Raw genomic sequence first — 13506 nt, 5'->3', positions numbered from 1 at the left:
AGCGGCGAGTTCGCGGGGTGACCGGTTTCCAGGCACCGGAATTGCGCGAGAGCTGAACCGCATCCGTATGCGGTCGCGTTTCTACAGGTCCGGAGCCGTGAGTCTTTTTCGTTGACATAGCTGCCCAAAAGGCTCACGGCCCCCGTTTCGTCAGTGGCCGAGGAGTTCGCGGAGGCGGTTGAGGAGGTCTTCGCGGTTGGCGCAGCCGAGGCGTTGCTTTATGCGGCTTATGTGGTGCTCCACCGTCTTCGCCGAGATGAACAGGCGCTTGCCGACCTGCTTGTAAGTCAACCCGGCGAGGACCAGTTCCGCGACTTCCTTCTCCCGCTCGCTGAGCAGGTCGGTCTCCGCCGACATCGCCCCACGCACCGCGCGCGGTCGCGGCGGCTTGCCTTGCAACGCCCGGGCGCATTCCAGCAGCGCGAGCATCGCGCGCCGATCGGCCGTGCGGATCGCCGCCTGCCCCGCCAGCCGCGCTCCGTCCCACGCCAGCCCGGCCGCGTGCAGCGCCCGCGCCGCCCGCTCCGCCTCGTCCTGGTCGACCTGACCCGCGAGTATTCGCAGCCACACGCCAGCGGCATCGGCCATCGCCGCCGCCAGCGGGTTGTGGTGCGCCATGCCGCCCAGCTCTCCCGCGAACTGCTGCGCTTCGTCCAGCTCTTCCAGCACAACCGCGGCCTGTAGGCGCTTCCACGTGAGCATCGATGTCCACAGCGGAGGGTTGCCGAGCCGGTCCAGCAGCGCTCGCGCCTCCGCCAGGTACGGCGCGATCCAATCCTGGTCCCGCAGCCGCGCCGTGGCGACCACGAGTTCTCCCAGCGGCAGCAGGTTGAACAGGTCCACCGAGTGCTCGGCGACGGCCTGCCGGGCCTGACCGCGAGCGGCGGCCAAAGCCGCCATGTCGTTGTCCCGGCTCGCGATGCCAGCCTCGATCGCGGTTGCCAGCAGCCGATCTCGCGCTGCCAGCTCGGCCACGGGGAGTTTCGCGCGGGCGGCCACCGTGTCGCCCCGCAACAGCGGCAACCACGCCGCCAGCAGCCGGTGCCGGTAGTGCAGCAGTGGGCCGCCGGAGCCGGAGCCGATCGCCTTGTCCAACGTGGACTGGACGACGTCCAGTTCGCCGCAGTGCAGCGCGACCAGTGCGGCGACCGCCGCCGGGCTATCCGGCACCAGGGCACCGCGCCCCACCGGCTCCGACAGCGATGCGGCGCGCACCAATGTGGACAGTGCCGTCGCGGCCGATCCCACGACCGATTCCCGGACTCCAGCGGCGAGTTGCGCGGCGGCACCGGTCATAGACGTCGGCGGCCCGGCGTCGTCGGTGGAACGCAGCAGCTCCTCGGCGTCGCCCAGCCGACCGGCTCCGATCAGGCCCACCGCTGCGAACGCCCGGTCTCCGGGCCAGCGCAACCGCCCCACCGACCACCCGCACAGTTCCGCCGAGCGCTCCAGCAGCCCCCGGTGCGCCAGGACGCTCGCCGCGACCTGCACGCCGAGCTCCTTGTCCGGCACCGAATCATCGACGATCACCTGATCGGCCAGCCGCAGCGCTTCGTCCAGATCACCAGCGACTGCGGCGGCGCGTGCCTGCCGCGCCGCCACCGAAGCGGGTGGAGTTCCGGCCGACACCGCTGCGGCGAGCAGCCGTCGCGCCAGGTGCGGCGCGGACTGCAAGGCCTCCTCGCCAGCCTTCTCGAACGCCGCCGCCAGGGTCGATTCCGGCAGCAACGCGATGTCTGCCCCGAGCAGCGGGCTGACCAGCGGCAGCACCGAACTACCGCGCGCCAGCTGGATTTCGACGAGGCGACGGGTCACCCGTAGCCGCAGTTCCCACGGCGTCAGCCGCAGCGAGGCCGCCCGGGCGATCGGCAGCAGCACGTCATCAGCGCCGACCAATCCGCCGGCCCGGATCGCCAGCAGCGCGGAACCAACTGCCTCTGGAGTGAGTTCCAGCAGCGCCGCGAGCAGGTCGGGGTGCGGGGTCGCGCCGACCGCCATCGCCGTCACGCACTCCGAGCCGGCTTCGCCGAGCTGGTCCAGGTCGTGCTGGAACTGGTCGAGCGCGCGGGACGGCAGCTCCGCCGTGCCCGGCTCGGCGGTCGCGAGCACCCTGCTCACGTAGCGCGGGACGCCCCCGGTCTGCGCGTGCAACCAGCCGATCCAATCCGGCGCCGCCCATCCGGCCTGCGCCGCGATCTCCTCGCGCCCGAGCGCGGCGAGCAGCACCGGCGCGCCGAGGTCGCCGATCAGCTCCGCCAACGCCGCAGGTCGCGGCCCCGGCCGGTAGGCGACGATCAATCGCGCCCCGGGCCGCCGGGCGATCTCGCGGAGCTCGCCGAGCACCGTTTCGCCCAGCCGGTGGGCGTCGTCGACCAGCACGGCGCCTTCGTCGGCCCGGGCGAGCTCGTTCGTGCCGAACACCGCCACCCCAGCGTCGCGGTAGGTGCGCGCGAGCTGCTCCAGCAGCACCGTCTTTCCATATCCCCCGGCGCCCTGGATCCCAGCGACGAGCGACGCGGTCGGGTCCGCGGCGACCGCCGACCGCAGCCCGGCCGCGTGCCCGTCCGGCATCGGGGCGGGACGGGGGGTCGTCGAGTGGTTCACGCCTGGAATCCTTGTCATCCGGGTCACTGGCGCATGTGCTGGATCGCGCCGAGCACGCCGCTGAAACCATTGGGCAGCAAGAAGGTGAGCAGCAGGCCACCGATGATCAGCACGACGGCCACCGACAGCTTAATGATCTTGATCCGGCGGGCGCGATCCTCGTCCCGTGGTTCCAGCGGCATCGGCTCCACCTCGACCGGCGGACGCGGCGCGGCCACCGGTTCGGCGTCGAGGTCGAACGATTCGTCGGGGCCCTCGATGCGCATCAGCACGCTGGTCTCGGCCACTGAACCTTCGTCCGTGTCGGCCGACAGCACCTGCACCGCCGCCAGCGCCGCCCCACCGGCCGCGGCCAACTCGGGCGCGACGTCGACCTGCGGCTGCATCTTCAACCGCTCGGCCACCAGCTTCTTCAGCAGCGGGGTGCGCGAAGTTCCGCCTGCCAGCACCACGGAATCGAGGTCGTCCGGCGACAGCGTTGCCGACTGCACCGCCTGCAGGATCAGCTCGGGCACCCGCTCCAGATGCGGCCGAGCGAGCTGTTCGTACCGCGAGCGAGATAATGCGAATTCTGTTCGCATCCCTGGCAGTTCTACCCGCAGCTGCACGCTCGGCTGGCGCGACAACGCTTCCTTTGCCCGAACGCACTCGGCACGCAGGTGCGCGAGGGCAGCCCGCTGGTTGAGGTCGCCGAGGTCCAGCGCGTCCAGCCGGTCACCGAATTCGGCGCGCACGATGGCGAAGATCTCGTCGTCCAGGTCCTGGCCGCTGGGGTGATCGGCATTCAGCGGCGAGCCGACCACCTCGAACCCGGGCGCCCGCCGCCGCAGCACCGTCGCGTCGAAGCCGCTGCCGCCAACGTTGGCGACGACGACCGGTTCGTGCTCGGAAACGCATTGCTTGGCCGCGTAGTCCAGGGCGACCGCCATCGGCTCGGCCACCATCGTGACGTCCGTCAGCCCCAGCTGGACCAACGCCTGGTGGACGAGCCGGGTGCGATGCGGACCCCAGGTGGCGCTGTGCGCGATGGCGATGTGCTCGGCGGGATGCCCCTGCCGGTGCGCGACCGCGTCGGCCACCCACTCGATCATCGTGGCGGCCAGCCGCTGCGCCGGGATGAACTCGCTGCCCACCAAGACCGGCAGGTCGTCGCCCAGCCGCGCGGTGAAGCCGCGCGTGACCCATTCGTGGTGGGCGATCTCCTGCCGCTGGGCCGTTTCCCCGGCCACGAACGACCCGTCCTGCACCTTGCACAGCACCGTCGGCACCACCGGACCGGCCTCCAGCGCGACCGGCACGGCCGATGCCCACCGGCTACCGTCGCGGCGGGCGATGGCAGCCGTGGTCGCCGTAGCCCCCAGATGAATGCCCAAGACGTAAGGCATGCAATCCCTTCGCGTTACCGAATCGGCCACCAACGGGCGATGCCCCCGTGGCGCAGGGTGGACACAATTTAGCGTGCACTCGGTTACACACAGGTGTCGGATACCCCAAGCTACCCCCCAAAGGATCACCTACAGGATCCCCTAATAGAGACCCTGATAACTAGGAGTCGTTCCCGATGGACAGGGGCGCTCGCGCCCCTACGGTGATCAACACAGGAGTGAGGGACCGCATGACCTCACTCGGACACCCATCCGAGTACCGCTGAGCATCGGGAGGCCCAACGATGGTGAACCCTCAGCACGCGAGCGGTCATGCCGAGTCCTCCACCCCCGACCCCGGGAGGCACTCCACCACCAGCCAATCGGACGAGCCGACGCTGTACGAGTTCCTCACTCGCCTCGTCAGCGACCCGGCCGCCCGGTCGGCCTTCGACGCCGATCCGCAAGCCACGCTGGGTCAGGCCGGCCTCGGGGGCATGACCGCGACAGACGTACTCCAAGCCACGTCACTGGTTCTCGACTACGCGCCGGTCGAGGTCGTGGCGAAGTACGACCGCTCACTCCAGAGCAGCGTCGAGCAGTTCGCTGCGAGCGCCCAGCACGTCGCGATCAACCAACTGCATCCCGCACATCCAATCGAGCAGGAAGAACTGACCATGCTGAAGCCCACCCCCGCCGACTACGGCAAGGACAACGACGTCGACGCCACCCTGCCGCCGGCTCCGGCCCCGGCCCCGGCTCCGGCTCCGGCCCCGGCTCCGTCGAACAAGGTCGATATCGACGTCGAGAAGAACTACACGGACTCGTTCAACCTGGTCAGCGTCCACGACGTCGCCAGCAACAACGACATCGCCAACGGCAACATCGTCGGCAGCATCGTGGGCAGCAACGTCACCCAGGCCAACGAGACCGCCACCCACGTCTTCGACACCAGCGTCGACCTGACCGGCGGTGCCGGCTCCATCGTCCACGACGACGTGGTCAACATCGTTGGCAACGCGATCGACGTCGACGTCCTGAACGTCCTCAACAAGGCCCCGGTCGTCGGCGACATCACCGCCAACGTCACCAATGTGGTGGGCGACGTGACCGGTGGCGACGTGACCGTTGGCGACGTGACCGGTGTCGACGTCACCTCGATCGTTGCCAACGCCCCGGTCGTTGCCAACTGCCAACGCCCCGGTCGTGGGCAACGTGGTCGGCGACATCACCCCGACCGTGGCCAACGTCCCGGTCGCCGGCGATCTGGTCGTCAACGTCGCCAGTGGCAACATCACCAACGTGGGCGGCGTCGTTGACGACGTGACCAACGTCGCCGGCAACGTGCCGGTCGTCGGTGGCGTGCCCGCTGGCGACGTCTCCGCCCTGCCGGTCGAGGACGGGACCTCCGGGCTGCCGGCCGGTGACGCGACCTCCGCCCTGTCGGCCCCGAGTGACCTGCCGGTCGTCGGTGGCGGCGCCGAGAGCGTGGCGCACACCGCCGCCCTGCCGCTAGACCTGGGTCTCTGAACCTGAACGCAGTGAGCGACTGAATGCCGGGATTCGCGACATAGCGGATCCCGGCATTTCACGCGTTCCATCCCCGAATTACAGGCCTTTTTGGCTCTCCTGACGTATGTGTGGGTTAAGTGCGCCCGGGGAGGGTGAGTGTCGGGCCGCCGAGGTTGAGCATGACGAGGGCGATCAGGGCCTGGGGCGTGTGGAACCCGAAGGCCATGCGGGTGAAGAGTCTGATCTTGGTGTTAGTGGACTCGATCAGGCCCTGAGACAGCCCGTGCTCCAGGCTGGCCTCGATGGACGCGCGGATGCGGACCACGGACTTGCAGAGCTTCTGGATGGGTTCCAGGGTGCTGCGCCCGGCCTCTTTGATCCAGGCGTCGAGGATGCGTTTGCCCTGCTTACCCCTGGCTTGGAAGACGATGCGGAGTTTCTCTTTGAACGCGTAGGCCTCGTGGAGGCGGGGGCTGGAAGCCGTGATCCACTTCAGGGTGAGGCTTTGGTCCTGGGTGAGGTTGTCGGGATTTTTCAGCAGGGAGTAGCGGGCGTTTTTGAACTCCCTGGCCAGGTCCTGCCGTGGGGTTTCCGGCTTCGGATCATCGGCAGTGGGGCGGCCGACACGACGGTCCTGTTCTGCGCGTTCGGTGTCGGCGAGTGCTTTGAGGGCACGCCATTCCTGGCGGCGGACGGTATCGATGGCGTCGGTGGCCCAGGCCACGATGTGAAACGGGTCGGCGCACAAGATCGCTTGCGGGGCGCGTTGTGTGACCGTCGAGGCGATCCAGTGCGCCGCGTCAGCGCTGACGTGGGTCAAGGCCGCGGTGCGTTCGGGTCCGAGTTCGTCGAAGAACGTGCTCAACGTGGCGGCGCCCAGGCCCGGCGCGGCCCAGATGACCCGACCGGTGTCGTGGTCGACCACGATCGTCAGATAGCGATGGTTCTTCTTATAGGAAACCTCGTCGATCCCGATCTTGCGGACCCCGTCGAGCAGGTCGATCTCAGCGGAGATGTCGGCCCAGACCCGGTCGATGACCGACCCGACCGTTTTCCATGCGATTCGCAGCAACTCCCGCACGGTTGACTTCGAGGTTCGCACCGCCAGCCACGCCACCTGGGCGTCAAAGACAAGCGTGTGCCCGGCACCATGCCGAGCCCAGGGCACCCGAGCCACAGTCACCCCGTGCTCGGCACAGCGCACCCTGGGCGCGTCGGCTGCCAGCCACATCTGCGTCAGCCCGCAATCCACACTCCGCCACTCACGGTGCGGCCAGGACGGCCTTCTTCGAAAGCCACACGCTCGATCACGGTCCTGTCGTCCAGACCCGCCATCGCGCGCCATACACTGACATCCGGCACGTCGTTCGCTCCCTGATCAGCTTGTTGATCTCGCAACCAACAACCTAGCCCAAAGCGACGGCGTGCCTTCATCTTCCGGACCCAACCCCAGGCCACACGCCCACTAATCGATCACAAGAGCCGCCTTTTTGCACTCCCCGGACCCGTCGGCGATGTGAGTTCAGCCGTTTGGGTTTCTCTAATCGCTGCGGCACGCCACAATCGACGCCGTGATCGAGACGGCGTTGGTAGAACTGATCGATCGCGCGACTGCGGAATGTGCCGAGCAGCAACGCGCCGATCTGCATGGTCGACTGCGGCAAATCCGCACCCGCGTGCTCGACCCGACGCAGCTCGTGCTGGTCGTCGGCGAGTCGAAGCAGGGCAAGAGCGCCCTGGTCAACGCGATCGTGAACGCGCCCGTGTGCGCCTCCGGCGACGACGTCACCACCGTCGTGCCCACCCTCGTCCGGCACTCCGACGAACCGAGCGCCCTGCTCATCGAGCACGAGCCGGCGCAGGGCCCGGCCGCCCTGGATCGTGTTCCGGTCCCCATCGAGCAGGTCAACGAGCAGCTGGAACGCGCCCTCGCACACGGCCGCCCGGTCACCCGCAGCGAGATCGGCATCCCCCGCGCCGTGTTGCAGAACGGCCTCGCACTGATGGACACCCCCGGCGTCGGCAGCGTGTCCTCGTCGCTGACCTCCACCACGCTCTCCGTGGTCGCAGAAGCCGACGCGCTCCTGATGGTCTCCGACGCCACCCAGGAACTCACCACCAACGAGCTGGCATTCCTCAAGCAGGCCACCGCGTTGTGCCCGAACGTCGCGCTCGTGCTGCCGAAGATCGACCGGACCCCGCACTGGCGGAAAGTCCTCGAGGTCAACCGGAAACACCTGGACAACGCAGGTATAGCGGCCAAGATTTTCCCGGTTTCGGCCAACATCCGGATGCGCGCGATGCAGGCCAAGAACACCAACCTCAACGCCGAATCCGGGTTCCCGCCGCTGCTGGAATTCCTCAAGGAAATGGCCGGCAAGCACGAGAACCTGACCCGGCGCCTAGTGGCGCACAACGTCACCGAGGCGCTCACCCAGATCAACGACGCGCTGCGCACCGAACTCGCGGCGCAGAACCCGCGCACCGCAGCGGAAACCCTGGTCGAGCTGGAAAATGCGCAGCGCCGCGCCGAAGACCTCCGGCGCGTCTCAAGCCGCTGGCAGAAGGCGCTCAACGACGGCATCTCCGAGCTGTTCACCGACATCGAGTTCGACTTCCGGGAACGCAGCTGGGCGGTGCTGCACCAGGTCAACGAGGCCTTCGAGACCGCGGATCCCATCGAGGTCTGGGATGAATTCCTGGACTGGCTCTCCGCCCGGCTCACCGACGCGATCGTCGAAACCTTCGAGTGGATGGAGCTGCGCCAGGCCAAGCTAGCCGAGCACGTCGCCGACGAGATGCTGGCCGAGCACGGCGGGGCCATCCCCGAGCTGGTGCGGCTCACCCGGCCGGACCCGCTGGACGAGGTGCCCGAGCCGAAGCTGCCACCCGGCTCCGAGTACAAGCGCTTCGACCAGTTCCTCACCGGCTTGCGCGGGTCCTACGGCGGGGTGCTGATGTTCGGCATGTTCACCACGGCGGTGTTCGGCCTGGGCCTGATCAACGTGGTATCCATCTCGGCGGGCGTGCTGCTGGGCCTCAAGAGCCTCGGCGAGGACAAGGACACGCGGCTTCGCCGCCGCCAGGTCGAAGCCAAGAGCGTCGTGCAGCAGGTCGTCTTCCACGTGAACAAGGAGGCCAAGGACGCCATCCGCGGGGTTCACCGGGGCCTGCACACGCACTACACGGGCATCACCGAGGATGCCCAGATGGAAATCAGCCGGGCCATCCAGAAAATCAAGCGATCTGCGGAGCGCAGCGCGGTCGACCGCGACCAGCGGGCCAGGGACATCCGGCAGAAGCTGGAGGAGATCGCGGTGCTGCAGCGGCGCGCCACGATGCTGACCCAGAACCGGATCACCGCGGCATGAGCGGCGATGCCCTGCTGGATCGCGCGCGAGCGCTGCTGATCCGCACCATGACGTTCTACCGGGACGATCCGCGCACCTCGACGTGGCTGCGCGGCCGGCTGGAACGGCTCGACCAGCCGCTGCGCATCGCCGTCGGCGGACGGGTGAAGGCGGGCAAGTCCACGCTGATCAACGCGCTGGTCGGTGCGGAGCTCGCGCCCACCGATGCCGAGGAACGCACCCAGGTCAACACCTTCTACCAGTACGGGCCGGAACCGAAGATCCTGGTGCACACCCCGCACGGCGCGGTGCAGAACGTTCCTGTGTCCACTTTGGACGCCGGGATTATTCGCGACCTGCAGCACTGGCGGCCGGACGAGGTGGCCCGGCTGGTCATCGAGTCACCGACGCCGGGCCTGCAGGCCATCACGCTGATCGAGACGCCCGGCGTCGCGTCCGCGGCGGTGCAGGAGACCGGGCGGTCGGCGCTCGCGCAGATCCTGTCCGAAGCCGACGCGGTGCTGTACCTGACGCGGTACCCGCGGCAGGCCGACCTGCAATTCCTGCAGTCCGTCAACGAATTACAGACGGCCCGGTGCGCGCCGATCAACACGATCGTCGCGTTCTCGCGCGCCGACGAGACCGGCAGCGGCGGACCGGAAGCGCTGCAAGCGGCCGAGCGAATCGCCGAGCGCTACCGCAACGACCCCACGCTGCGGTCTTTCGCGCAGCACCTCATCCCGGTCATCGGGCTGCTCGGGCAGGCCGTCGCGACGATGACCGACGAGAACTTCCTGGCGCTGGGCAACCTTTCCCGGCTATCCCAGAACGACCAGGACGAGCTGATGCTGTCGGCGGACCGGTTCATCAACAGCGGCATGGAATCGACGCCGGGCCCCGTCCGGCAGCGGCTGCTCGAACGGTTCGGGCATTACGGCATCGAGCGGGCACTGACGTTGATGCGCAGCGGCGTGACGGAGCGGAAGAAGCTGCAGGCCGCACTACTCGACGAAAGCGGTTTGAACCTGCTGCAGGAAACCGTGCACCAGCAGTTCGTGGAGCGGCAGGACGCATTGCGGGCGCGATCGGCATTGCTGGCCGTCGACATGGTGTCGCGCGCCAATCCCCGGCCCGGCGTGCAGCAGTTGCGCGGCGAGTTCGAGCGGCTGCTGGCAAACGCGCACGAGTGGAACGAGCTGCGGCTGCTGTCGGCGATGGATTCCGGCCAGGTGCGATTCGCCCGTCCGCTCCAGGCGGAAGCGAAGCGGCTGCTGGGAGCGTTCGGCAATGCGCCGTACGCGCGGCTCGGCCGGGACGAGACGGCGTTGGCGGTGGACCTGGCCGACGAGTCGGCGGCAGCGTTGGCGCGCTGGCGGGAGCAGTCGGTGAACCCGCTACACGACCGGCAGCACCGCGAAGCGGTCCGCACGGTCCTGCGCAGCTGCGAACGCCTGATCATCCACCAGGTCCACGGCCCGCAGCAGCAAACGCCGCAGCGCCAACCGAACCCACAACACCAGCAGGACTCGCAGCAACACCAGCAGGACTCGCAGCGCCACCAGCAAGGTCCGCAGCGCCACCAGCAGGACTCGCAGCGCCACCAGCAAGGTCCGCAGCGCCACCAGCAGGACTCGCAGCGCCACCAGCAAGGTCCGCAGCGCCACCAGCAGGACTCGCAGCGCCACCAGCAAGGTCCGCAGCGCCACCAGCAGGACTCGCAGCGCCACCAGCAGGACTCGCAGCACCAGCAGCAAGGTCCGCAGCACCAGCAGGGCCACCGGACCGCGCAGCGCCCGCATCCGCCCCAGAACGCCTCGGGCGCCCACGCGCGCGACTGAGGGGATCCGCTACCTAGGAGGAGTTGACATGTCGAGCGGAAACGAAGACGCCCACGTCGCCCGCCACCCAATCTCGATCGTCGGGTTGCTGGTGTGACGCGAACGGCCGGTTTACTCCGGTAGATGTCACAAACGGTCCGTTCACCTCACCCACGCAACCTCGATCGTCGGGTTGCTGGTGTGAAGCGAACGGTCCGTTCACCTCAATAGACGCAACAAGCGGTCCGTTCACCCGCGCCTTGCCAGGATTGCCCCGGAGAGTTCGGGCGCCCCGGAAGCTCTAGGGCATGTGGATAGCCTTGGCGCTTCAGAGGCACGAGCGAACTCACCACAACGCTGTACCGCGACATTCTCAAAAGCCGCTATAACGCCTAGTAATGCTCGCGGGTTGTTCCGCGGAGGACTCCTGCGGGACCGGTTGAGGCAGCTCGGTTGCTAAGGATCGGCAGTTGGGGCAATAGCCCCAGAACACGACTTCCGCTTCGTCGACGTCGTAGCCCGACGTCGATGATGGCGTCAGGCATGGGGCCGCGCCGTGGACGCAGTCCACATCCTCGGTTCGACCGCACCTGCGGCACACCAGGTGGTGGTGGTTGTCGGCGGTCCGGGTTTCGAAGCGCGCCGAGTGGCCAGCGGGCTCGATCCGTCGCAGCAGCCCGGCGTTGCGGCACGCGTTCAGCACGTCGTACACGGCCTGTGTGGACACCGAACCCAGCTGCCGACGCACCGCAGTCGCCACCTGGTCGGCCGTCGCGTGCGGGTGACCCGCCAGCCACTGCAGCACGGCAAGACGTGGTTTGGTGACCCGCAGTCCGGCGGCGCGCAGCCGTTTGCGCGGGTCGTCCGCGCTGGTGGCGTGGTCGCCATTGGTCGCGCTGTGGGTCATAGCGAGAACCAGTATGCCACCCCAAAAAATTGGTATGAACCAACAAAGGCCCGAATGAAGCATCGGATTGCTGCATCTGGTTCGCCCGCTGCGACCAATTGACCCAACCGCTCGGACGCGCCTGGCCGGCGTCGGTTCAGAGCTCCAGGTCGCGCAGCGTCGCGTGGAGCTGCTCGGTCAGGGGGCGACGGCGGGCCATCTCCCGGGCCGCCGCCGGATCCGGTGAGACCTTGTTCTCAGGAGTCACCAACTCGGCGGCGCGCTCCAACGAGTCGAACTCACCGAGCGCCCGCCACGCCAGCAGCACCGCGCCGAGCCCGGACCCGCCGCTGCCCTCGGCCAGCTCCAGGTCGAGGTCGAGCGCCGCAGCGATCGCGTCCGCCCACACCCTGCTGCGGAACCCGCCGCCGGTGACCCGCACCGCGCGCACCTCTGCCCCGGAATCGGCCACCGCGTCCCGCACCAGCGCGAGCTGCTGTGCGACGCCCTCGACCAGGGCGCGGGTCATCTCGGCCCGGCCGTGCGAGTGCCGCAACCCCACGAACGAGCCCGTCAGACCCGGCTCCCACCACGGGGCCCGCTCGCCGAGCAGGTACGGCAGGGCCATCAACCCGTTCGCCCCCGCTGGCACCGCAGCCGCCTCGTCGAGCAGGTCCGCGACGTCGACCCCGAAGGACTCCGCGGCCCACTGCGCGACCACCGCGCCGTTGCTCACGGCACCGCCGATCACCCAGAGCCCGTCACCCATCGCGTAGCTGAACGTCCGGCACCTGTCGTCGACGCCCGGCCGATCGCGGGTCACCCGCAGCGCCCCGCTGGTGCCGAGCGACAGCGCGGCGACACCGGAGCTGACCGCCCCGACGCCGAGGTTGGCCAGCGGACCGTCCCCGCCGCCGAGCACCACCGGCAGCCCGTCGGGCAGCCCGACAGCTTTGGCGACCTGCGGTTTCAGTGGCATCGCGTCGGTCGGCGCGTGGATCTCCGGCAGCTGGTCGGCCCGGATGCCCGCGACCTCCAGCGCCGGCTCGTGCCACTGCAGCGTCGCCATGTCCTGCAGGCCGCTGCCCGAACTCAGCGAGTACTCGGTGACGAACCCGCCCACGAAGTCGGCGACGACGAAGTCCTTCAGCGCGCACCACCGCACCACGTCACGGGTCAGGTCGGGGCGGCTCCCGGTCAACCAAGCCAGCTTCACCATGACCGACTGCGTGTGCACGGGCGTCCCGGTAGCCCGGTGCAGGGCCGCTGCCGCGTCCCCCTCGGACCTCAGCCGCGCCGCAACCTCTGCGGCCTGGGTGTCGGCCCAGTTGAACGACCGCGTGGCCGGAGCACCGGCCGAGTCGAGCCCGACCAGGGTGTGCATCGAGGTGCTGAACGACAGCGCCGCGACCGGGTGGTCGTGTTCCTTCGCCCAAGCCACGCACTCGGCCAACGCCTCGATCGCCGCGTCCCGGACCTGGACGGCGTTCTGCGTCGCCTCGCCGGGCGCCTCGGTGCGCAGCGGATACCGGCGCTCGGTCTGGTGCAGCACGTGAGCGTCGCTGCCCGCCGCGACGACCTTCGTCGCGGTGGTGCCGAGATCGATTCCGAGGACGACCGGAGGATGACTCATACCGCCAACGTATCCGCCGGATGCCGTAGGCAGGCCCCTCACGTCGAGGCCCCGCGTGGCCGCAAACCGAGCGAACCGAGCGAACCGAGCTTATCGAACGAATCGAACGAATCGAACGAATCGAACGAGAGGCTCGCAGCGATTGGATCGCTCTACGTGTACGTTCCACCGCCTTGCCACGCCATGCGGTACTCGGCTCCCGAGAGCCGATGGGCCACGAGCGCCAGGCCTACCTCCGGTCGCCTACCCACGCTCACGCGAAAACGACGAGGAGCCCCTCCAAAGATGGAGAATCCCGGCCCGGGCAAGATCAAACTCTGCCGACTTCTTGACTCATGAC

At 68.7% G+C, this 13506-nt stretch carries 8 protein-coding genes and 1 pseudogene; 4 read left to right on the top strand and 5 right to left on the bottom strand.

What is annotated here, in order from left to right; genetic code table 11:
• Positions 1 to 150: 150 nt before the first annotated feature.
• Both SSPN_RS0120280 and SSPN_RS0120275 read right to left on the bottom strand, forming a co-directional pair.
• Positions 151 to 2604, bottom strand: coding sequence for a LuxR C-terminal-related transcriptional regulator (locus SSPN_RS0120280; RefSeq protein ID WP_044574687.1), 2454 nt, complete (start codon positions 2602 to 2604; stop codon positions 151 to 153).
• Positions 2605 to 2627: 23 nt separating this feature from the next.
• Complete coding sequence (locus SSPN_RS0120275) at positions 2628 to 3989, bottom strand: Hsp70 family protein (protein WP_083821983.1); 1362 nt, start codon at positions 3987 to 3989, stop codon at positions 2628 to 2630.
• A 284-nt stretch (positions 3990 to 4273) separates the two neighbouring features.
• On the opposite strand from SSPN_RS0120275, the gene SSPN_RS44745 reads away from it, so the two are divergent.
• Together SSPN_RS44745 and SSPN_RS60060 are read left to right on the top strand one after the other, a co-directional pair.
• Complete coding sequence (locus tag SSPN_RS44745) at positions 4274 to 5287, top strand: IniB N-terminal domain-containing protein (protein WP_010307765.1); 1014 nt, start codon at positions 4274 to 4276, stop codon at positions 5285 to 5287.
• Complete coding sequence (locus SSPN_RS60060) at positions 5175 to 5498, top strand: hypothetical protein (RefSeq protein ID WP_237710845.1); 324 nt, start codon at positions 5175 to 5177, stop codon at positions 5496 to 5498. Before SSPN_RS44745 ends, SSPN_RS60060 begins: the two co-directional genes overlap by 113 nt.
• 115 nt (positions 5499 to 5613) lie before the next feature.
• On the opposite strand, the pseudogene SSPN_RS44740 reads toward SSPN_RS60060, so the two are convergent.
• Positions 5614 to 6842: pseudogene (locus tag SSPN_RS44740) on the bottom strand (ISL3 family transposase).
• Between the two features lie 224 nt (positions 6843 to 7066).
• Here SSPN_RS44740 and SSPN_RS0120255 point away from each other — a divergent pair.
• Together SSPN_RS0120255 and SSPN_RS44735 are read left to right on the top strand one after the other, a co-directional pair.
• Positions 7067 to 8851 (top strand): dynamin family protein, encoded by a 1785-nt coding sequence (locus SSPN_RS0120255; RefSeq protein WP_237710673.1) that lies wholly within the window; start codon positions 7067 to 7069, stop codon positions 8849 to 8851.
• The gene (locus SSPN_RS44735; RefSeq protein ID WP_010307747.1) at positions 8848 to 10668 is read left to right on the top strand and encodes a dynamin family protein; all 1821 of its coding nucleotides are present in this window, start codon (positions 8848 to 8850) and stop codon (positions 10666 to 10668) included. The genes SSPN_RS0120255 and SSPN_RS44735 overlap by 4 nt, the downstream gene beginning before the upstream one ends.
• Positions 10669 to 11020: 352 nt before the next feature.
• Here SSPN_RS44735 and SSPN_RS0120245 read toward each other — a convergent pair whose 3' ends face one another.
• Positions 11021 to 11554: a Fur family transcriptional regulator gene (locus SSPN_RS0120245; RefSeq protein ID WP_010307742.1), complete on the bottom strand. Its 534-nt coding sequence runs from the start codon at positions 11552 to 11554 to the stop codon at positions 11021 to 11023.
• 136 nt (positions 11555 to 11690) lie between these two features.
• Positions 11691 to 13166 (bottom strand): gluconokinase, encoded by a 1476-nt coding sequence (locus SSPN_RS0120240; RefSeq protein ID WP_010307740.1) that lies wholly within the window; start codon positions 13164 to 13166, stop codon positions 11691 to 11693.
• Between the last annotated feature and the right edge of the window lie 340 nt (positions 13167 to 13506).

The organism is Saccharopolyspora spinosa NRRL 18395 (assembly GCF_000194155.1).
GTDB classification, from domain to species: Bacteria; Actinomycetota; Actinomycetes; order Mycobacteriales; family Pseudonocardiaceae; genus Saccharopolyspora; species Saccharopolyspora spinosa.
The sequence above is the reverse complement of the archived record's forward strand: the minus strand, read 5'-3'. Positions and strand labels throughout refer to the sequence as shown.